This is a genomic window from Leifsonia sp. RAF41, from assembly GCF_052114085.1.
GTDB lineage: Bacteria > Actinomycetota > Actinomycetes > Actinomycetales > Microbacteriaceae > Leifsonia.
Window position 1 is genome coordinate 2215280 of sequence record NZ_JBFREB010000001.1, and the last position, 20467, is coordinate 2235746.

The following is a 20467-nucleotide window of genomic DNA, read 5'->3' on the forward strand; positions in this document are numbered from 1 at the left end:
AGAACCTTACTCGCCGGTGAGGGCGGCGTACTCGTCGTAGCTGAGGAGGTTGTCGGGCAGCTCGGTGAAGCGGACCTTCACCAGCCAGCCCTGGCCGAACGGGTCGGAATTGACCAGTTCGGGCGCGTCGACCACGGCGGAGTTCGCCTCGGCCACGGTGCCGTCGACCGGAGCGAACAGCTCGCCGACCGACTTCGTCGACTCGATCTCGCCCACCACTCGACCGGAGGTGACGTCGCTGCCCTCCTCGGGCAGCTCGACGAACACCACGTCGCCCAGCTTCTCAGCGGCGTAGGAGGTGATGCCCACGGTCGCGACGTCGCCCTCGATCAGGAGCCACTCGTGCTCCGGCGTGTACTTCAGGTCTCGTTCTGCGGCCATGGCTAGCGCTTCTTTCTGCTGTAGAAGGGGAGGGCGGTGACGGTGAACGGGAGGCGGGTGCCGCGCACATCCACGTGGAGCACGGTGTTCTCTCGAGCGAACTGCGGCGCGACGTAGGCCATGGCGATCGGCACCCCGAGTGTCGGCGAGAGCGCACCGGAGGTGACGACACCGATCTCGGCGTCCTCGCCATCGGCGACGTCTTTCGCGAACACCGGGTAGCCGGCCCGCGCGGCGCGCTTGCCCTCGCCGGTCAGGCCGACGAGCACGCGGGCGTCCGGGTGGGGGCCCTCTTCGCTCGCGGCGCGGCCGATGAAGTCGGTGTCCTTCGCGAGGTTGACGACACGGCCGAGGCCGGCCTGCGCGGGCAGCGTGTCGCGGCCGAGCTCGTGGCCGTACAGCGGCATCCCGGCCTCCAGGCGGAGCGTGTCGCGGCTGGCGAGACCGGCGGGCACCAGGCCCTGCTCGGTGCCGGCTTCGGTGAGCGCATCCCACAGTGCTCGCGCGTTGTCGGGCGCCAAGTAGAGCTCGAAGCCGTCCTCGCCGGTGTAGCCGGTGCGGGCGATGAGCACGGGATGCGTCTCGAAGGCGGCCGGGAGCGACCAGTAGTACTTCAGCCCAGAGAGACGCTCGCCGAAGTCTTCACCGTCGAGCGCGCCGGCGTCGGCTGCCAGACCCGGCGTCGCTAGCAGGATGGAGAGCGCGGCCGGACCCTGCACGGCGATCAGGGCGATGTCGTCGGACTCGTCGAAGACCTCCACATCGAACGGGGATGTGCGGTCGCGCAGCTCCTGCGCCACCGCATCCCGGTTCGACGCGTTCGCGACGATCATGTAGCGGTCGTCGCCGGTGCGGTACACCACCAGGTCGTCGATGATGCCGCCGGAGCGGGACAGCAGGAGGCTGTACTTGGCCTGGTCGATGTTGAGCGCCGAGAGCTTGCCGGCGAGCGCGTAGTCGAGCGACTGCCCCGCCTCCGGCCCGATCAGCACGATCTCGGCCATGTGGGAGAGGTCGAAGAGACCAGCGGCGGTGCGGACGGCGTGGTGCTCCGCCAAGTCTGACGAGTAGCGGACGGGCATCTGCCATCCGGCGAAGTCGGTGAAGGATGCGCCGGCCGCGGCATGCGCGTCGTGGAGCGGGGAGGTGCGCTCGTCGTCCGTGGACGGGCTCTGCTGCGAGGTCATGAGTTCTCCGATTCGCCGGCCGTCGGCCGGGGGCTGCGGAAGCGTCGCCGCTTCCGGGAAGAACTCCCCCTCTGTCATCCGGCCTGAGAGTTTCACCGCGTCCGTGCAGGATGCGGCTTTCACCGTGGGCGAGGGCGGCGGGCGCCGTCCTGCTTTTCAGAGTGGCCAGTTCGATGCGGTACGCGTACCTGAGAGATTGTCGGGGAGGATTGCTCCTTCGGTGCCGCGCGCACGCACGCGACTCTCCCGCATCGACCTCGTTGGCCCAGTATTCAGTTGGATGTCCGGCCAGCATATCCGCTCCCGCGCCTTCCTGCGTACGCGGAGATTTGCGCCAAGTCGCGGTTATGAGCGCGCCATAACCGACATTTGGCGCAAATCTCTGCGGGCGGACGTGCGTTTGTGGTTCTGGTCGAGATGACACTAAGATGATAGGAACGTTAGAGTCAGTGTGACTCTTACCCGATCCGGGAGCAGAGCATGACGGAACGACATGAGCGGGCGAGCGCGATCCTCGCCGTGTCGACGGTCATCTTCGCCCTGCGCAGCGACGACGAGACCGGGGGCGTGCCGCAGGTGTGGCTGCCGCTGGTGCGCCGCATCCGGGAGCCGTTCGAGGGGCGCTGGGCGCTCCCCGGCGGCCCGCTGCGCGTCGGCGAAGACCTCGCCTACGCCGCCGCCCGCTCACTGAACGACACCACCGGCCTGACCCCGAGCTACCTCGAACAGCTCTACGCGTTCGGCGACGTCGACCGCTCCCCCGGCGCCGACCGCGTCGTCTCGGTCGTCTACTGGGCCCTGGTGCGCAGCGAGGAGGCCGAGCGCGCGAGCGTGGGCGAGAACGTCCGCTGGTTCCCCGCCGACGACCTGCCCGAGCTGGCGTTCGACCACAACGTGATCGTCGAGTACGCCCTCTGGCGGCTCCGCACGAAGATGGAGTATTCGCGCATCGCCCACGCCTTCCTCGGCGAGCGCTTCACGCTGGCCCAGCTGCGCGGCGTGCACGAAGCCGTGCTCGGCCGCGCCCTCGACCCGGCCAACTTCCGCCGCACGATCGAGGCCTCCGGAGCCGTCGTCGCGACCGACGAATACCTCACCGGCACCCCGCACCGGCCGCCGCGGCTGTACCGCTACAACGACCAGATCGACCTCGCCGACGCGGGGCCGCTCCCCCGCCAACAGCATCCCTTCGAAGGAAGAAGCGCATCGTGACTACCGCCGCTGTACCCATCGCCTCGGTCGACACCACCATCCGGCTCATCGCGTCGGGCCAGGTCGACGGCGAGACCTGCACGCCCGACCTCGTGGAGGCGCCGTGGGAGTTCGACTCCCTGCTCCCCTCCTACGGGCCCGGCGCCTCGCTGGGCGACCCGATCCCCGCGAACGCGCCGCGGCAGGGCGAGCTGCCCGAGGAGTACCGCACCGCGTCGGCCGTGGAGCTCGGCGACCGCATCCGCGCCGCCAAGGAGACCCTCGGGGACCGCGTCGCGGTGATGGGCCACTTCTATCAGCGTGACGAGGTGGTGCAGTACGCCGACTTCGTGGGCGACTCGTTCCAGCTCGCGAACGCGGCGAAGGCTAGACCTGCGGCCGAGGCGATCGTGTTCTGCGGCGTGCACTTCATGGCCGAGACGGCGGACATCGTGTCCCGGCCCGATCAGCGCGTCATCCTGCCGAACCTGGCCGCGGGCTGCTCGATGGCCGACATGGCCGACCTCGACTCCGTGCAGGAGTGCTGGGAGCAGCTGGAGGAGCTGTACGGCACCGAGCCGGACGCCGACGGCCGGGTGCCGGTCATCCCGGTCACCTACATGAACTCGTCCGCGGCGCTGAAGGCGTTCTGCGGCGAGCACGGCGGCATCGTCTGCACCTCGTCCAATGCCTCCACGGTGCTGCAGTGGGCGTTCGAGCGCGGACAGCGTGTCCTCTTCTTCCCGGACCAGCACCTCGGCCGCAACACGGCGAAGGCGATGGGCGTGCCGCTCGAGCAGATGCCGCTCTGGAACCCGCGCAAGCCGTGGGGCGGGACGGACGCCCAAACCCTCGAGGACGCCCAGGTGATCCTCTGGCACGGCTTCTGCTCGGTGCACAAGCGCTTCACGGTCGGGCAGATCGAGCACGCGCGCGCCGAGTTCCCGGGCGTCCGGGTCATCGTCCACCCCGAGTGCCCGATGGATGTGGTGGACGCGGCCGACGAGTACGGCTCGACCGACTACATCGTGAAGGCCATCCAGGCGGCGCCTGCGGGCTCCACGTTCGCGATCGGCACCGAGATCAACCTGGTGCAGCGACTGGCGGCGCAGTTCCCGCAGCACACCATCTTCTGCCTCGACGCGGTCGTCTGCCCGTGCTCGACGATGTACCGCATCCATCCCGGCTACCTCGCCTGGGTGCTGGAGGGCCTGGTCCGCGGCGAGGTGCTCAATCAGGTGACGGTGTCCGAGTCGGTCGCCGCTCCCGCGCGCGTGGCGCTCGAGCGCATGCTCGCTGCGCGACCCGACACCACGATGGCGGCGTGACATGAGCCGGGTCGTCGTCGTCGGGAGCGGGATCGCGGGGCTCACCGCCGCGCTCCGCGCCCGCGCGCTCGGGCACACCGTCACGGTCGTGACCAAGGGGTCCCTCAGCGACGGCAGCACCCGGTACGCGCAGGGCGGGATCGCGGCTGCGCTGTTCCCCGACGACAGCGTGGCGGCGCACATCGCCGACACTCTGCGGGCCGGTGCCGGGCTGAACGTCCGGGAGGCGGTGGATGCGCTGTGCGCCGACGGGCCGGACCGCGTGCGCGAGCTGATCGCGCTGGGCGCCGCGTTCGACCGCGACGGCGAGGTTCTCGCCCGGGGGCTGGAGGCGGCGCACTCCGCTGCGCGCGTCCTGCATGCCGGGGGCGATGCGACCGGCGCGGAGCTGGAGCGGGCGTTGGTGGCGGCTCTGACGACCGCAGGCATTCCGGTGGTCGAGGGGGCCTTCCTGCGCGACGTGATCGTCCGCGACGGCCGGGCCGGGGGCGTCGCTCTGGAGGTGGGCGGCAGCCCGATCGTCCTCGACGCCGACACCGTCGTGCTGGCGACCGGTGGATGGGGACGGCTGTATGCGCACACCACCAACCCGGCGGTCGCCACCGGCGACGGCGTGGCCGCCGCCTGGCGTGCCGGGGCCGTGCTCGCGGACCTCGAGTTCACCCAGTTCCACCCGACGGCGCTGTACTCCGCGCACCGAGGTGCGCCGTCCGGCGCGGGCGCCTTCCTCATCTCCGAGGCCGTACGCGGAGAGGGCGCCGTCTTGCGGAACGCCGCCGGCGAGCGCTTCATGACGGACGTGCACCCGGACGCCGAGCTCGCCCCGCGCGACGTGGTGGCCCGAGGGATCGCAGTCGAGATGGCGGCGCAGGGCGGGCGTCCGGTGCTGCTCGACGCGACGGCGCTGGGTGCGGAATTCCTCGCGCGGCGCTTCCCGACCATCGACGCCGCCACGCGCGCCGCCGGCTACGACTGGGGACGCCACCCCATCCCGGTGACGCCGGCCGCTCACTATGCCATGGGCGGGGTCGCGACCGACACCGCGGGGCGGACCAGCGTGCCCGGTCTCTTCGCCGTCGGCGAGGTCGCCTGCACCGGCGCGCACGGCGGCAACCGGCTGGCATCGAACTCGCTGCTGGAGGGGCTGGTCTTCGCGCACCGCGCGGCGGACGCGATCGACGAGCCGTGGATGGACGTACCGGCCTGGGTGCAGGACGCGGCGGTGGCGACGGCGCAGGCCGAGGTGTCCGCGCATCCCGCATCGCAACCGTTCGACCGTGCGCGGCTCGGAGCGCTGCTGTGGGAGGCGGCCGGCGTGCACCGCGACGGCGCGCGCCTGACGGCGGCGGCGGCAGAGCTCGCAGCGGCCGCGGACCCGGCACCGGGAGAGGATGCGAACCTGCTCACGCTCGGCCGTCTCGTCGTCGCGGCGGCACTCTCCCGCCAGGAGTCGCGGGGTGCGCACTTCCGGTCGGACTTCCCGCTCGCGGGCGACGGCCACCCGGTTCACACTGCCACGCTCCCCCGCACCCTCGTTCACACTCTGTCGACGCGACTCGAGGTTTCTACAGCATGCTGACCCGCCAGATCATCCACACCGTCGTCCAGGCGGCCCTCGTCGAAGACGCGCCCTGGGGGGATGTGACCAGCCAACTGCTCATCCCGGAGGCGGCCACCGCCACGGCACGACTCGTCGCGCGAGAGGCCGGCACGTTCGCCGGCGGCGAGGTGTTCGCTGCGGCGATGACCCTCACCGATCCGGACGTCGAGGTCACTCTGCACGTCGCCGACGGTGCGACGTTCGAGGCCGGTGACGCACTGGCGACCGTCTCTGGCGCGGCGCGCTCGGTGCTGCAAGGCGAGCGCGTCGCCCTGAACTTCACGCAGCGGATGAGCGGCATCGCCACCCTGACGGCCGCCTTCGTCGCGGAAGTCGCCCACACTTCCGCCCGCATCGTGGACACACGCAAGACCACGCCGGGGCTCCGCGCGTTCGAACGGCACGCCGTCCGCGCGGGCGGCGGCCACAACCACCGGTACTCGCTGTCGGACGCGGTCATGGCCAAGGACAACCACCTCGCGGTGCTCACGGCTCAGACGGGTCTCTCGGTGACCGACGCCCTGGTGCGCGTGCGGGAACAGCTCTCGCACACCACGCACCTGGAGGTGGAGGTCGACCGGCTCGACCAGATCGAGCCCGTGCTCGCCGCCGGCGTCGACACGATCATGCTCGACAACTTCACCCTCGACCAGCTCCGCGAAGGCGTCGCCCTCGTCGGAGGCCGTGCCCTCGTGGAGGCGAGCGGCAACGTCAGCCTGGCGACCGTCCGCGACATCGCCGAGACCGGCGTCGACGTGATCTCGTCGGGTGCGCTCACCCACAGCGTCCGCTCGCTCGACCTGGGACTGGACGTGGTGGTCGAGTGATCTACCTCGACGCCGCCGCCACCTCGCCGGTCCGCCGGGAGGTGCTGGAGGCGATGTGGCCGTACCTGACCGGCGAGTTCGGCAACCCGTCGAGCCACCATGCGGTCGGCGAATCGGCCGCACGCGCGCTCGCGGACGCGCGCGCGGGGGTGGCATCCTGGCTCGGCTGCCGGGCCTCCGAGATCACGTTCACCTCGGGTGGGACGGAGGCGGACAACCTCGCCATCAAGGGCATCGCGCTCGCGAACCCGCGCGGCCGGCACATCGTCACGACGCCGATCGAGCATGAGGCGGTCCTGGAGTCGGTCGACTATCTGGTGCGGATGCACGGGTTCTCGGTCACGTTCGTGCCGGTCGGCCGGGACGGGCTGATCGCGGCCTCCGACTTCGCCGCGGCCCTGCGGCCGGACACCACGCTCGCCTCGGTGATGCTCGCGAACAACGAGGTCGGGACCGTCCAGCCCATCGCGGAGTTGGCGGCACTCGCGCACGAGCACGGCATCCCTCTTCATACGGATGCGGTGCAAGCGGCGGGCTGGTTGCCGCTCGACGTGCACACACTGGGGGTGGATGCGCTCAGCGTGTCGGGACACAAGATCGGCGCGCCCAAGGGCGTCGGTGCGCTGTACATGCGGGGGCGCATCCCGGTCGAGCCGCTCATCCACGGCGGCGGGCAGGAGCGCGGGCGACGATCCGGCACGGAGAACGTGGCCGGCGCCGTGGCGCTGGCCGCTGCCGCACGGTTGGCGGCGGAGGGTCTGCCGGAGCGAGTGGAGGCGGCCACGGCCGCTCGCGACACGTTCGTCGCGGCCGTGCTGCAGGAGGTGCCCGACGCCTCGCTCACCGGACACGCCACCTCGCGCCTTCCGGGCACCGCATCCTTCGTCTTCCCGGGGACGAACGGGGAGTCGGTGCTGCTGGAACTGGAGCGTCGCGGCGTCGTCTCGTCGAGCGGCTCGGCCTGCGCGGCCGGGAGCGAGGACGCCTCCCACGTGCTGCTCGCCCTCGGCTACCCGGAGGACCTGGCCCGAACGGCCGTACGGTTCTCGTGGGGACCGGAGGTGACACCCGCCCAGCTGGCGGCCGTCGCGCCTGCGGTCGGGGATGCCGTGCGAGCGATCGCTTCCCTCGGCCAGTGATCCCGGCGAGTCCTGGAGATGCGACCGCATGCACCGGGGATTCGCCTCGGTTTATTCCCCCGTTCTGCGGAGAGCGAACTTCTCCACAGTTCACGATCGCGACACCCCGCATGTCGGTGGCGGTCGGTAGGTTGGACCGGTGACTGAGAAGACCTCACCAGCGCCTTCCGTCGACGCCGGCCGGCTCGACCGACCGAGCGCGCCCGCGAGTGCCGGCGCACGTATCGCGCCGCGCGATCAGCGCGTCATCTGGCTGCTGCTCGCGGCCACATTCGTCGTGATCCTCAACGAGACGATCATGACCGTCGCCATCCCCAAGCTGATGGACGACCTGCACATCGATGCGCTGGCGGCCCAGTGGCTGTCGACCGCCTTCATGCTGACGATGGCGGTGGTCATCCCGATCACCGGCATCCTGCTGCAGCGCTACACGACGCGGCAGATGTTCATCGCCGCGATGTCGTTGTTCTCCCTCGGCACACTGACCGCAGCGCTCGCGCCCGGCTTCATGGTGCTGGTCGCGGCACGCGTGGTGCAGGCGTCCGGTACGGCGATCATGATCCCGCTGCTGATGACCACGCTGATGACGCTGGTGCCGCCCGCGTTGCGCGGCCGCACGATGGGCAACGTCTCGATCGTCATCTCGGTCGCACCGGCGATCGGGCCGACGATCTCCGGGCTCATCCTCAACTTCCTGTCCTGGCGGTGGATCTTCCTCATCGTCCTGCCGATCGCGCTCATCATGCTGCTGATCGGGATGCGCTTCGTCGAGAACGTCACCGAAACCAAGAAGGTGCGGATCGACGTCCTGTCCGTCATTCTGTCCGCTTTCGGCTTCGGCGGTCTGGTCTACGGCCTGACGCTCTCCGGCGAATCGGGGGCCGCCTCGGCGAGTCCACTGATGTTGTGGGGGTCGCTCATCGTCGGCGTCCTGGGGCTCTCGGCCTTCATCACGCGCCAGCTCATCCTGCAGCGGAAAGACAGGGCGCTCCTCGATCTCCGGACGTTCCGATACCCCATCTTCACCGTGTCGATCGTGCTGATGGCGATCACGACGGCGTCCATGTTCGGCGTGATCATCGTCATGCCGCTGTACCTCCAGCACGTGCTGCACCTCGACACTCTCGCCACGGGTCTGATCCTGCTTCCGGGCGGGCTGATCATGGGACTCGCGGCACCGTTCGTCGGGCGGCTCTACGACCGTTACGACCCGCGGGTGCTGGTCGTGCCGGGGTCGATCCTGGTCAGCCTCGTGCTCTGGTCGCTCACGATGGTGACGGAGCACACTCCGGTCGGCCTCATCGTCGGGGCGTACGTGGTGATGAGCCTGGGCCTCGCGATGATGTTCACGCCGCTGTTCACGGCGGGTCTCGGGGCGGTGCCGCCGCACCTGTACTCGCATGGCAGCGCGATCCTGGGCACGATCCAACAGGTCGGAGGGGCCGCGGGCACTGCGCTCCTGATCGCGGTGCTGACGCTCCAATCCACGGCGCTCGCCTCGGGCGGAGCCTCGGCGGACGCCGCGCAGGCCGGAGGCATCCGCGCCGCGTTCGTAGCCGGAGCGATCATCTCCCTGTTCGCGGTCGCCGGGTCGTTCTTCATGAGGAAGCCCGCTGACGCGCCGGTAGAGGCGGCCTTCGCCCACTGAGGGCGCACCTAGCCCCCGCACCGTGCGCGCGTGAGAATGGGACCGACCGCACGCGAGGAGGCAGCCGTGTCCATCATCCGCACCCCCGAACCGTCCGAGGCGACAGGCGAGGCCGCCGCGATGTACGCGGAAGACCTCGACGACCTGGGCTATGTGCCCGAATACACACGCGTGATGAGTGTGAATCCGGAGGCATACCGAGCCTTCGAAGATCTCGTGCGGTCGGTCGTCCCGGTGCTCGGCAAGCGCCGCTACGAACTGGTCACGCTCGCCGCCGCGCAGGCGCTGGGCTCCGAGCACTGCCGGCTCGCCCACGGCCGGAAATCTCTCCACTACTTCGACGAGGACGACCTGGAGCGGATCGCCCGGGACTACCACGACGCGCCCCTCAGCGACGCGGAGGTCGCGATGATGGAGTACGCGGAGCGGCTGAGCACCGACTCCGCCGCCATGACCGAGGACGACGCCGCGCGGCTGCGCGCCCACGGCTTCACGGACCGCGAGATCGTCGACATCACCCTCGCGGCCGCCGCACGCAATTTCTACAGCAGGGCCATCCAGGCGTTAGGCGTCCGCACCGAAGTCCCGCCGGACCTCAGCGACCGATTGCGCGCCGCCCTTCTGGCGCCGCTGTGAGAGACAGCACGCGCGCCCGGGCCCTCGCCGCGTTGCAGGGACTGGCCCTCGGCGACGCTCTCGGAATGCCGACGCAATCCCTGTCGCGCGAGCGCATCGCAGCAGACCACGGACGGATCCGTAGCCTCGTCGGTGCAGGGCCGCACCAGCAGATCGCGGCGGGAATGCCGGCCGGCTCCGTCACCGACGACACCGAGCAGGCGGTAATGCTCGCGCGGCTGATCATCGACGGCGACGGCGTCGTCCAACCCGGCGCGTTCGCCGCGGCACTGCTCGCCTGGGAGCACACGATGGAGGCGCGAGGTTCGCTCGACCTGCTCGGACCCAGCACGCGGGCAGCCCTGCAACGCCTCCAAGACGGCATGCCGCCGGAAGAGGCGGGCCGCTTCGGCGCCACCAACGGGGCAGCGATGCGGATCGCTCCGGTCGGCATCGCCGTGCCCGTCGAACCCCTCGGCGCATTCGTCGACGCCGTCGTCTCCGTGAGCGCACTGACCCACAACACCGGCCTGGGCATCGCGAGCGCCGCCGCCGTCGGGGCCGCCGTCAGCGCGGGCATCGACGGGGCGGAAACGCCGGAAGCGCTGGATGTGGCGGTCGCCGCCGCTCGCGAGGGCGCGCGCCGCGGACACTGGGTCGCGGGGGGCGACATCGCCGCACGGCTGGAGTGGGCCATCCCTGCGCTCGTGGAGTTCGCGCCGCGCGAGCAGGACGACTTCCTCGCTCGGGTGGTCGGCACCTCGGTCGCCGCACAGGAGTCGGTGGTCACCGCGCTCGCTCTCGTCGCTGTGACGGTCGCGGGAGGCGATCCCGTCCATCCCGAACCGGACGCCGCGTGGGACACGTTATGCCGCGCGGCCGGACTCGGCGGCGACACGGACACCATCGCGGCGATGACCGGCGCGGTCCTCGGTGCGACGGGTGCCGCACAGTGGCCGCGGACCGCACTAGACACGGTTCGCCGGGTCAACGCGCTCGACCTGGAACCTCTCGTCGACGGGCTGCTGCGCGTGCGGAGACGACATGGCTGAGGGCAGGCTCATCTTCACCGGGACGGTCGTGGTCGACCTGCTCCTGCGCGTGGACGCCCTCCCCGAGCGCGGCGGGGACGTCCTGGCCTCCGCGGCCGGCATGGCCGCGGGCGGCGGTTTCAACGTGATGGCCGCGGCAGCCCGGGACGGCACGGAGGTCGTCTTCGCCGGACGCTCGGGCAGCGGGCCCTTCGGCGAAGTCGTCGCCGAAGCACTGTGGCGCGAGGGCATCTCCGTAGCCAACCCACCACTCGAGACGGCGGACAACGGCTACTGCGTCGTGCTGGTCGACGGCGAGGCCGAGCGGACCTTCGTGACGGCCCCCGGCGCCGAGGGGATGCTGACGCGCGCCGACCTCGACGCCGTTCAGCCGCGACCGGGTGACGTCGTCTACGCGTCCGGCTACAGCCTCGCGCACCCGGTGGCCGGCCCCGCCGTCGCAGGCTGGCTGACCGAGCTGCGCCCGGAGACCCGGGTGGTGTTCGATCCGTCGCCCCTGGTGGGGTCGCTCGATCAGGACCTGCTTGAAGCCGTCCTCCGTCGCACCGACGTGCTCAGCGCCAACGCTCGCGAGGCCCGCATCCTGCGCGCCCATGCGCATCCCGCCCCCGCCGCCGGCGCCCTGCGGGGGATGCTGCGCGAAAGCAGCGACACGGGAGCCGTCGCCGTCGTGCGAGACGGCGCGTCCGGTTGCTGGGTGGCGACCGGCGACCCGGCGCCGGCGCACCTGCCGGCGTTCCCGGTGACAGCGGTCGACACCACCGGCGCCGGCGACGCCTTCGGCGGCGTGCTCGCCTCCGCCCTCACCCGCGGCGCGGATCCGCTCGCGGCGGCGCGTCGTGCGAACGCCGCCGCCGCCATCGCGGTCACGCGCCCGGGCCCGGCCACCGCGCCGACCCGCGCCGAGACCGACGCCCTGCTGGCGGCCGGCTGACCGGCCCCGGCACCATCACCTAAGCCACGGCAGAGGAGCTTCCCGTGATCAGCGTCAAACGCATCTACGACCCGCCCGCACCGGACGACGGCTTCCGCGTGCTGGTCGACCGACTGTGGCCGCGCGGCGTGAGCAAAGCCCGCGCCGACATCGACCTGTGGCTGAAGGAGGTGGCCCCGTCCACCGAGCTGCGCCGCTGGTTCCACGAGGACCCGGCGATCGAGGGCGAGGTCTTCGACGAGTTCCGCGCCCGCTACGAGCGCGAACTGGACACGAACCCCGCTCTCACCGAGCTCCGCGCCCTGACCCACGAACACTCTCGCCTGACTCTCCTCGTCGGCGCCCGCGACCCCGAACTCAACCACGCCAAAATCCTGGTCGAGTACCTATCCGCCCACCTCTGACCCCAGCCGGCGCTAGCGCGCCGGGCCGGGCCGGGGCGGGGTCAGTCTTGGGTGAGGAGGCGGACGGCCACGCCGTAGGGGGCGAGGTCGACCGACGAGGATGGGGCGCCATCGAGGGTGGTGAGGTCGCCACCGGCGACGGACGGGGTGACGGTGACCGACGTCTCGTGCTGCGAGACGAAGAACACGAAGCGGCGGCCGTCCGCGTGGACGAGCGCGTCCGTGAAGACGAGCGGGTCATCGAGGCGCACGTCCCGCTCCACGTCGGCCACGTCGGCGAGCGCGTCGTACAGACGCCAGGTCTGCTCCGGGTTCACCCGGCCCTGGGCCGACGCGAAGTACTCGAGCGGATACGTCGACAGCACCGCGCGTCCTGCACCGTGCTCCTGCACCACGATCGCGGGCCGACCGTGCGCGTCCACCGCGACGACGCGCCCCGATGTCGCGCGAATCGGGAGGTATGTCCGTCCGTTCTCGTTGCCCGCCGCGACGAACGACAGCTCCGTGCCGGCAGGGATCGACCCGAAATCGGAGGTGAACCGCAGCACGACCGTCTCGTCCGTCACCTGCTCGGCGAGACCGTACGCGCTGTCCATCCGCACCCCGAACAGCTCCTCGGTGTGCGCCCACCACGGGCCGCGCTGCACGCCGCTCGGGCCGTGCGAGTACGACGCATAGACGGTCGCACCCTCCTGCGCGAGCTGAACGAGCCGTTGCCAGGAGGTCGCGCACAGCTGCTTGACCGACGGCAGAAGGTACAGGCCGTACCCGGTCGGCAGACCGCCGTCCTCCTTTTCACGCACCACCGCGACGGGGATGTGCGCTTCGTGCGCCGCGACGTACGCCTGCTCCCCCGTCGCCACGATGTGGGCCCGCTCGTCCTCGTTGGTGAACGGGTAGTCCTCGGCGAGGTGCGACGGCACGACGAGCGCCGCATCCACCGCGGCCCGCCGGACCGACGGGAGGTCGATTGCGGCCAGATCCGACGCGAACCGCGCCAGCTCGACCAGCGGCGGCTTCGGCGAACCGTGGCGGTCGGTGATGCCGAAGTGCATCTCGAACGGATGGTGCGAGTACGGCCGCTGGTCGGCGAGGTCGTCGTAGTCGGTGTTGTTCCACGCGATCCAGCCCGTGGCCCCGGCCAGCAGAGTCGAGTACAGCAGCTGACGGTAGTAGGAGGCTGCGCCCTCGTCCGAGACGAAGTCGCTGGTCAGACCGAACTCCTCCATGATCACCGGCAGGCCGTGCGTCGCGGAGAGCTCGGCGATGAACGCGGCCTTGAGGTGCTGGCGGATCTGGTCGGTCTCCATCCGGTACACGTGCGGCCCGATGAAGTCGGTGAACTCCGCCAGGTCACGCACCGAGAAACCGTTGTCGTGACCGGTCGTCTCGATGCCCCACGCGCCGTCGCCGACTGCGACCGGCTGCGTCCCGCCGCCCGCGCGCACCGCGTTCACCAGCAGCGACGCCCACGCGTCGACGATGGGACGCGGCGCCTCGCCGCCGTAGATCGGCACCTCGTTGGTGAGCAGCCAGCCGGCGACGGCAGGATGCGCGGCGAACCGCGAGGTGAGCTCGCGGACGTACCAGGCCTGTCGCCCGACGAACCACACGTCGCTGTACAGATCGCGGCCGTCGCGCCACACCGGGTCCCAGTTCTCCCCCGACATGTGGCCCACGAGGAACGTCGGCACCGTGGTCATGCCGACCTCGGTGTGCGCGTCCAGGAAGTCGGCGAAGTTCGCCACGCACTGCTCATCGAGCGAGTCCGGTGTCGGGTGGAAGTCGGGCCAGTAGAAGAAGGACCGCGTCATGTTGAGCCCGTGCTCGGCGAGCACGCGCAACTCCTCCCGCACGACAACGGGGTCGTAGCGGGTCCACATGAGCGGGCCGCCGGTACGCGACCAGAAGTTGGCGCCGAGCCACACCACGGGGGCGTCGTCGACCGTCAAGACCGGGGAGGGGCGATCCATGATGCCTTTCAGGGGATGGTGCGCAGAACGAGGTGACGCAGCCGCGCGGAACGGGCGGCCACGTGGCGGAGCTGCGGGTTACTTGACCGCGCCGGCCGTCAGCCCGGCGACGAAGTTGCGCTGCAGCAGCAGGAACGCCACCACGATCGGGAGCGACACGACCAGCGACGCCGCCATGATCTGGTTCCAGTACACGTTCGTCTGCGTCGAGTAGAGCTGCAAGCCGACCGCGAGGGTCCTGTTCTCGTCCGTCGTCATCACGGAGGCGAACAGCACCTCGCCCCAACTGGTCATGAACGAGTAGATCGCCACAGCGATCAGACCCGGACGGGCCGCGGGGAGGACGACGTGCCAGAGCGCACCCATCGGGCCCGATCCATCCACCTTCGCCGCCTCGTCGAGGTCGCGCGGGATGCCGTCGAAGTAGCCGGCGAGCATCCAGATGGAGAACGGCAGCACGAACGTGAAGTACGTGATGATGAGGCCCCAGCGCGTGCCGACCAGCTGGATGCCGGTCGCCTGGTTGATGTTCACGAAGATGAGGAACAGCGGCAGGAGGAACAGCACGCCGGGGAACATCTGCGTCGACAGGACCGTGGTGGTGAAGACGTTGCGGCCCTTGAACCGGTAGCGCGACACCGCATAGGCGGCGAAGACGGCGATCACCAGCGAGATCAGCGTCGCCGCACTCGACACGATGAGGCTGTTCACGAAGTACGACGCCAGCGGCACGGTCGTCCACATGTCGATGAACGGCTGGAAGGTGATGTTCTGCGGCCACCAGGTGAAGGCGGCCTGGACTTCGGACAGCGGCTTCACCGACGACGTGACCATCACGTAGAGCGGTACGACCGTGAAGACGGTCAGGAAGGCGATGACGACCCAACGGAAAACATGGGATGAGCGTGTTTCACGCATCGCGGTTCCTCCGGTTCACGACGAGAAGGTAGGCGCCGGTCACGAGCAGCAGGAACAGCAGCAGGAGGACGCTCATCGCGGCACCCGAGCCGAAGTTCCAGGTCAGGAACGAGGCGTTGTAGATGTGGAACGAGATCAGGTCTCCGCCCGGTGGTTGGGCGGTACTCCCGAACAGGACGAACGGTGTGTTGAAGTCGTTGAACGTCCACAGGAACATGACCAGGAGCAGGACCGAGTTCACGGGACGCAGCATCGGCAGGGTGATCGCCCGCCACTGCCGCAGAGGCTTGGCGCCGTCGACGGCGGAGGCCTCGTAGACCTCGGCGGGGATCGACTGGAGCCCGGCCATCAGCATCAGGAAGGCGAATGGCCAGAGACGCCAGATCGCGACGATGACGATCGACCAGAAGGCGTTGCCGCCGATCAGCCAGAACGGCTTGTCGCCGGGGAGGCCGAGGTTGTCGAACAGGAAGTGGTTGATCGCTCCCGTGTCCTTCTGGAACATGAACTTCCAGGTGATGATGCCTGCGTACAGCGGCAGCGCGTAAGGCACGAGGAACAGGGTGCGGAAGAACGCGCGCCCATGGAACCGGCCCTGCAGGGCGACCGCGGCGGCCATCCCGAGCGCCCAGGAGAGCCCGACGACCAGGATGGTGAAGCCGACGGTCACGAAGAACGACCGGAGCAGGCCTGCGCCGACCGAGCCGCTGAAGTCGAGGGCGACGGCGTAGTTCTTCAGCCCGACGAACGGCGCCTCGCCCCAGTTGGCGATGTAGAACTTGGTGAGCTGGAGGAAGCTGATCCAGATGCCGGTGAGCATCGGCACGACGTGGATGAGCAGCTCGAAGATGATGGCCGGGCCGAGGAGGATGAACGGCAGCCACCAACCCTTGGGGCGGGGGCGCTTCTTCGGCTTGGGCGGTGGGGCGTCAACCGGCACGGTGCGTGACGGGCCGCGGACGTCTGTCGTCGTCGACATGGGTCTCCTTGAGGGTGTGGCTATGTCCGCCGGGCGGGACGCCGGGCCGCATCGCTGCGGCCCCGACGCCCCGCCCGGCAGCGCGGGTCAGGCTGGGTCAGCCGCCCATCGACTGCTTGACCTGGTCCTGAGCGTTGGTCAGGGCGGTCTTGATGTCGGAGTCCGAGACCGTTCCACCGGTGGCGATCTTGGCGAACATGTCGTTCATCGCCTTACCGACGGTGTTCTCGAACTGGTCCTCGGCCGCCACCAGGGGAAGCGGCTTCGTCATGTCGTTGTAGATCTTCTGGAACGTCGCGGCCTCTTCGGCGTTGTCCGTGAAGGTCGGCTTCGCACCGTTCAGAACCGGCAGGCTGGCGTACGGCTTGCCGAGCTTCGACTGGACGTCCTCGCTCGTCATGTACTTGACGAACTTGAGCGCTGCATCCTTGTTCTTCGTGTTCTTGAAGATCGACAGGTTGATGCCGGCGACGAAGCTGGCGATCTTCTTGCCATCGGCCGGAGCCGGGAAGGGCACCACGCCGTACTGGTCGTTCTTCATGCCGTTGGACACGATCGACGCGTCGGCGTTGTTCTGGCTGAGGATCATCGCGACCTTGCCGGTAGCGAAGTCGTTCACCGCCTGGACACCGTTGTCGTACTGCGCGTTCGAGGTGGCGACGACCTTGTCGGACTGCATCAGGTCGAGGTAGCGCTTGATGCCGTCGATGTTCGCCTGGCTGACGAACGTCGGGTTGCCCTTGCTGTCGAACCACTCGCCGCCGTTCTGCGCCGAGTTGATGAACGCGAAGTGGACGTTCTCCGTGTAGCTGCCCGCTGCGAGCGAGAAGCCGTACTGGGTGCCGTTGGTGAGCTTCTTCGCGTCGGCGACCAGGTCCTCCCACGTCGCGGGCGGCTGCAGCCCGGCGGCGGTGAACATCGCCTTGTTGTAGTACAGGCCGTAGGCGAGACCGTAGAGCGGGACGCTCGTGACGGGCTTGCCCGGAGCACCACCGGTCTCGAGGGCCGTCTTGACGAACTTGTCGCTTCCGCCGATCGCCTTCATGTTGGCGTCGTCGTACGGCAGGAACGCGCCGGTCGCCTGCAGCGAGGCGGCCCAGGTGTTGCCGATGTTGAGCACGTCAGGGCCCTGGCCCGACGTGACCGCGGTCTGGATGCGGGTCTGCAGGTCGTTCCAGCCGATGACCTCGAGCTTGACCTTGACGCCGGTCTGCTTGGTGAACTCGTCCAGCACCGGGGTGAGGACCTGCTTGTCGTTGTCGAGGCTGGTTCCCTGGTTGCTGGCCCAGTACGTCAGCGTCGATCCGCTCGACGACGATCCGGATCCCGAGCTGCTGCAGCCCGTGACCACGAGCGCTACCGCTGCGGCGACCGCCGCGACGGAAATGGCGCGTTTCCTCATTGTGACTCCTTCGTCTCTTGATGGGGGCGCTGCCGGTCCCGGTGCGAGGACCGAGCGGCGGGGCGCCAGGGGAAGCCTAACTTAACCGGTTCAGGTGTCAATCCTTGACTTCGCCTCGTCCGAGGGTATACCGACTCGTCCCCCGGTTCTGACCGTTCCAGGTCACGCTTCGGACTCGGTCCGGGGGCCGCGATTTGGCGCAAATCGCGGTTATGAGCGTCTCAGAACCGCGACTTGGCGCAAATCTCTCCCGGCGAGCCGGGTGGGGCGGTCAGCGAGCGGCGGGTTCGGGGACGCGCAGGCTGGTGGCACGCGGAACGAGACGGCTCGGCCGGGCGCGCCGGTCGAAGGCGGGCGTCCCGGCGAGCTGGTCGAGCAGCAGGCGGGTGGAGCGCCGTCCCTGCTCCTCGGGGTAGCGGTCGAGTGCCGTGACCGGCCGCGTGCCGAGGCGGCACAGCAGCGAGTCGTCCCAGCTGACGATCGCGACATCGTCCCGCCCGGCGTGGGTCAGGGCGGTCTGCGCGCCCAGGGCCAGGAGGTCGTTCGAGGTCAGCACCGCCGTGATCGACGGGTCGTCGCCCACCAGCTCCGCGGCGATCCGCTCCCCCGCTTCCATGGAGTAGTCCGAGACGGCGAACACGAATTCCATTCCGTGCTCCCGGCCGTGCCGATCGACCGCGTTCCGCCGGTCCTGCTCGTGCTCGAACTCGGCCGGACCGGCGATGTGCAGCGCCCGACGGTGACCGAGGGATGCGAGGTGCTCGACCAGCAGACCGGCATCCGCGCGCGCGTCATACAGCAGCACCTTCCCGGGCGCGATGGACTCGCGATTGCCGTGCAGCACGAACGCCAGCCCGAGCTCGTCGAGCAGCGCCGGCCGGGGGTCGTCGAAGGTGAGGTCGAACAGCATGACGCCGTCGACGCGGGCTTCCGCGCTCCAGCGCCGGTAGGCGGCGACCTCCTGGCCGGCGTCCGCCCCGACCATCCGCAGTAGCAGCGACTGCCCGGTCTCCGACAGCTCGCTCTCGACCCCTGCCAGCAGACTCATGTAGTACGGCTCCGCCCCGAGCAGGCCAGGATCGCGGCGCAGCACGATGCCGATCGTGTCGGACCGCGCCCTCGACAGGGCGCGCGCCGACGAGCTGGGGTGCCATCCCAGCTGCTCCGCCAGCGCGAGCACCCGCTCCCGGGTCTCGTCGCTCACCCCGGGCCGTCCATTGAGCGCGTACGACACCGACGCCTTCGAGAGCCCCAGCCGGTCGGCCAGCCCTGCGATGGTCACGCGACCCGCTCCGTTGCTCACGGCCGCCTCCCTTCCTGCTGCGCGGCCAACGATACTTCCTCGTCTGTCCTCCGCATCCACAGGATTCGCCGCCGGAGTCCTCGTGGGGCCGGACGGATTGCACGGCTCCGCCGCGTTTTTGCGACGAACCCTCGACGGTCGGTCCGGCAGAATGGCGGCGTGAGCCCCTCCCGGACCAGCACTGTGTTCGAGCGCCAGCGACCAGCCGACTCGGTCGTGCGGCACGCCCTCGCGCCCAGCAGGCAGGCGGTGTTCTGGACGGAGGACGCGCCCGGCGACCACTACCCGCGGCTCCGCGGCGACGTGAGTTGCGACCTGGCCGTCGTCGGCGGCGGCTACACCGGACTGTGGACGGCGCTGCTGGCGAAGCGCGAGGATCCGTCCGCGCGTGTCGTCCTGCTGGAAGCCCGGCGTGTCGGCTGGGCGGCCTCCGGCCGCAACGGCGGGTTCTGCGAGGCGAGCCTCACGCACGGCGAGGACAACGGCCGTACCCGCTGGCCCGGCGAGTTCGATGAGCTCGAGCGGCTCGGGATGAGCAACCTCGACGAGATCGAGGCGATCGTCTCCGAGCTCGGGCTGGACGCCGAGTTCGAGCGCAACGGCGCCCTGGATGTCGCCACCGAGGAGTACCAGGTCGAGGGCCTGCGCGAAGCGGAGGGTCCGGATGCGACCCTGCTCGACCGCGACGCCGTGCGCGCGCTCGTGAACTCGCCCACCTACGAGGCGGGGCTGCTCCGGCGGCGGGATTCGGCCCTGGTGCACCCGGTGAAGCTCGCCAGGGCCTTGGCCCGGGCCTGCGTCGACGCGGGGGTGGAGATCTTCGAGCGCACCCCGGTCCAGAGCATCGGCGACGGCACCGTGCTGGAGACACCGACCGGCACCCTCCGGTCGAAGCACACCGCCCTCGCGACGAACGTGTTCCCCAGCCTGCTGCGGCGCAACCGGCTCGCGACCGTCCCCGTCTACGACTACGTGCTCATGTCCGAGCCGCTCAGCGCATCCCAGCGGGCGGCGATCGGGTGGGAGGGACGGCAGGGCATCGGCGACTCGGCCAACCAGTTCCACTACTACCGGCTGACAGCGGACGACCGCATCCTGTTCGGCGGTTATGACGCGATCTACCACTACGGCGGGCGCGTGCGCTCAGCGTACGAGGACCGGCCGGAGACGTTCGGCCGCCTGGCGAGTCACTTCTTCACGACGTTCCCGCAACTGGAGGGTCTCACCTTCACGAACCGCTGGGCCGGCGCGATCGACACCTGCAGCCGGTTCTGCGCGTTCTTCGGCTCGGCGCGCCAGGGCCGGGTCGCGTACGCGGCCGGCTACACCGGGCTCGGCGTGGCGGCGACGCACTTCGGCGCGAAGGTGATGCTGGATCTGCTGGCCGGCCGCACGACGGAGCGCACCGAACTCGAGATGGTCCGGACGCGGCCGATCCCGTTCCCCCCGGAGCCCGCCGCATCCATCGGCATCAACCTGACGCGCTGGTCGCTCGACCAGTCGGACCACCGCGCCGGTCGGCGCAACGCCTTCTTGCGCACGTTGGACGCGGTCGGCCTCGGCTTCGACTCCTGAGGCGGGACGCA

Annotated in this window: 18 protein-coding genes and 2 riboswitches; of the genes, 11 read left to right on the forward strand and 7 right to left on the reverse strand. The window is 70.0% G+C overall.

Features of this window, described 5'->3' with window-relative positions:
- Positions 1-6: 6 nt before the first annotated feature.
- Both gcvH and gcvT read right to left on the reverse strand, forming a co-directional pair.
- Positions 7-381 (reverse strand): glycine cleavage system protein GcvH, encoded by a 375-nt coding sequence (gcvH, locus tag AB4Y74_RS10655; protein WP_441799056.1) that lies wholly within the window; start codon positions 379-381, stop codon positions 7-9.
- Positions 382-383: 2 nt separating this feature from the next.
- Entirely contained in the window at positions 384-1568 is a 1185-nt protein-coding gene (gene gcvT, locus AB4Y74_RS10660; RefSeq protein WP_441799057.1) for a glycine cleavage system aminomethyltransferase GcvT, read from the reverse strand.
- Between the two features lie 64 nt (positions 1569-1632).
- Positions 1633-1733: riboswitch (glycine riboswitch) on the reverse strand.
- Between the two features lies 1 nt (position 1734).
- Positions 1735-1827, reverse strand: a riboswitch (glycine riboswitch).
- Between the two features lie 221 nt (positions 1828-2048).
- On the opposite strand from gcvT, the gene AB4Y74_RS10665 reads away from it, so the two are divergent.
- The 10 genes from AB4Y74_RS10665 to AB4Y74_RS10710 all read left to right on the forward strand — a co-directional run bounded on the left by AB4Y74_RS10665 (position 2049) and on the right by AB4Y74_RS10710 (position 12306).
- Positions 2049-2780: an NUDIX hydrolase gene (locus tag AB4Y74_RS10665; RefSeq protein ID WP_441799058.1), complete on the forward strand. Its 732-nt coding sequence runs from the start codon at positions 2049-2051 to the stop codon at positions 2778-2780.
- A gap of 17 nt (positions 2781-2797) precedes the next feature.
- Positions 2798-4087 carry a quinolinate synthase NadA gene (gene nadA / locus AB4Y74_RS10670; protein ID WP_441800438.1) on the forward strand — a complete coding sequence of 430 codons (1290 nt, stop codon included), beginning with the start codon at positions 2798-2800 and terminating at the stop codon, positions 4085-4087.
- Between the two features lies 1 nt (position 4088).
- A complete protein-coding gene (gene nadB, locus AB4Y74_RS10675) occupies positions 4089-5666 on the forward strand; it encodes an L-aspartate oxidase (RefSeq protein ID WP_441799059.1) in 1578 nt (525 codons plus the stop codon).
- Positions 5660-6514 carry a carboxylating nicotinate-nucleotide diphosphorylase gene (gene nadC / locus AB4Y74_RS10680; RefSeq protein WP_441799060.1) on the forward strand — a complete coding sequence of 285 codons (855 nt, stop codon included), beginning with the start codon at positions 5660-5662 and terminating at the stop codon, positions 6512-6514. The genes nadB and nadC overlap by 7 nt, the downstream gene beginning before the upstream one ends.
- Complete coding sequence (locus AB4Y74_RS10685) at positions 6511-7653, forward strand: cysteine desulfurase family protein (RefSeq protein ID WP_441799061.1); 1143 nt, start codon at positions 6511-6513, stop codon at positions 7651-7653. The genes nadC and AB4Y74_RS10685 overlap by 4 nt, the downstream gene beginning before the upstream one ends.
- A 139-nt stretch (positions 7654-7792) precedes the next feature.
- Complete coding sequence (locus AB4Y74_RS10690) at positions 7793-9301, forward strand: MDR family MFS transporter (protein ID WP_441799062.1); 1509 nt, start codon at positions 7793-7795, stop codon at positions 9299-9301.
- A 66-nt stretch (positions 9302-9367) separates the two neighbouring features.
- Entirely contained in the window at positions 9368-9937 is a 570-nt protein-coding gene (locus AB4Y74_RS10695) for a carboxymuconolactone decarboxylase family protein (protein WP_441799063.1), read from the forward strand.
- Positions 9934-10968 (forward strand): ADP-ribosylglycohydrolase family protein, encoded by a 1035-nt coding sequence (locus AB4Y74_RS10700; protein WP_441799064.1) that lies wholly within the window; start codon positions 9934-9936, stop codon positions 10966-10968. Before AB4Y74_RS10695 ends, AB4Y74_RS10700 begins: the two co-directional genes overlap by 4 nt.
- Positions 10961-11902, forward strand: a complete 942-nt coding sequence (locus tag AB4Y74_RS10705; RefSeq protein ID WP_441799065.1) for a PfkB family carbohydrate kinase — start codon at positions 10961-10963, stop codon at positions 11900-11902. Before AB4Y74_RS10700 ends, AB4Y74_RS10705 begins: the two co-directional genes overlap by 8 nt.
- A gap of 44 nt (positions 11903-11946) precedes the next feature.
- The gene (locus AB4Y74_RS10710; protein ID WP_441799066.1) at positions 11947-12306 is read left to right on the forward strand and encodes a DUF488 domain-containing protein; all 360 of its coding nucleotides are present in this window, start codon (positions 11947-11949) and stop codon (positions 12304-12306) included.
- 41 nt (positions 12307-12347) lie between these two features.
- On the opposite strand, the gene AB4Y74_RS10715 is transcribed toward AB4Y74_RS10710, so the two are convergent.
- The 5 genes from AB4Y74_RS10715 to AB4Y74_RS10735 all read right to left on the reverse strand — a co-directional run bounded on the left by AB4Y74_RS10715 (position 12348) and on the right by AB4Y74_RS10735 (position 18881).
- Positions 12348-14279, reverse strand: a complete 1932-nt coding sequence (locus AB4Y74_RS10715; RefSeq protein WP_441799067.1) for a glycoside hydrolase 5 family protein — start codon at positions 14277-14279, stop codon at positions 12348-12350.
- 78 nt (positions 14280-14357) lie between these two features.
- Positions 14358-15197 carry a carbohydrate ABC transporter permease gene (locus tag AB4Y74_RS10720; RefSeq protein ID WP_441799068.1) on the reverse strand — a complete coding sequence of 280 codons (840 nt, stop codon included), beginning with the start codon at positions 15195-15197 and terminating at the stop codon, positions 14358-14360.
- On the reverse strand, positions 15190-16176 hold the full coding sequence (locus AB4Y74_RS10725; RefSeq protein ID WP_441799069.1) for a carbohydrate ABC transporter permease: 987 nt from the start codon (positions 16174-16176) through the stop codon (positions 15190-15192). Before AB4Y74_RS10725 ends, AB4Y74_RS10720 begins: the two co-directional genes overlap by 8 nt.
- Before the next feature lie 97 nt (positions 16177-16273).
- Positions 16274-17578, reverse strand: a complete 1305-nt coding sequence (locus tag AB4Y74_RS10730; protein WP_441799070.1) for an ABC transporter substrate-binding protein — start codon at positions 17576-17578, stop codon at positions 16274-16276.
- Positions 17579-17849: 271 nt separating this feature from the next.
- Positions 17850-18881 (reverse strand): LacI family DNA-binding transcriptional regulator, encoded by a 1032-nt coding sequence (locus AB4Y74_RS10735; protein WP_441799071.1) that lies wholly within the window; start codon positions 18879-18881, stop codon positions 17850-17852.
- 159 nt (positions 18882-19040) lie between these two features.
- On the opposite strand from AB4Y74_RS10735, the gene AB4Y74_RS10740 reads away from it, so the two are divergent.
- Positions 19041-20456 (forward strand): NAD(P)/FAD-dependent oxidoreductase, encoded by a 1416-nt coding sequence (locus tag AB4Y74_RS10740; RefSeq protein WP_441799072.1) that lies wholly within the window; start codon positions 19041-19043, stop codon positions 20454-20456.
- Positions 20457-20467 lie beyond the last annotated feature (11 nt).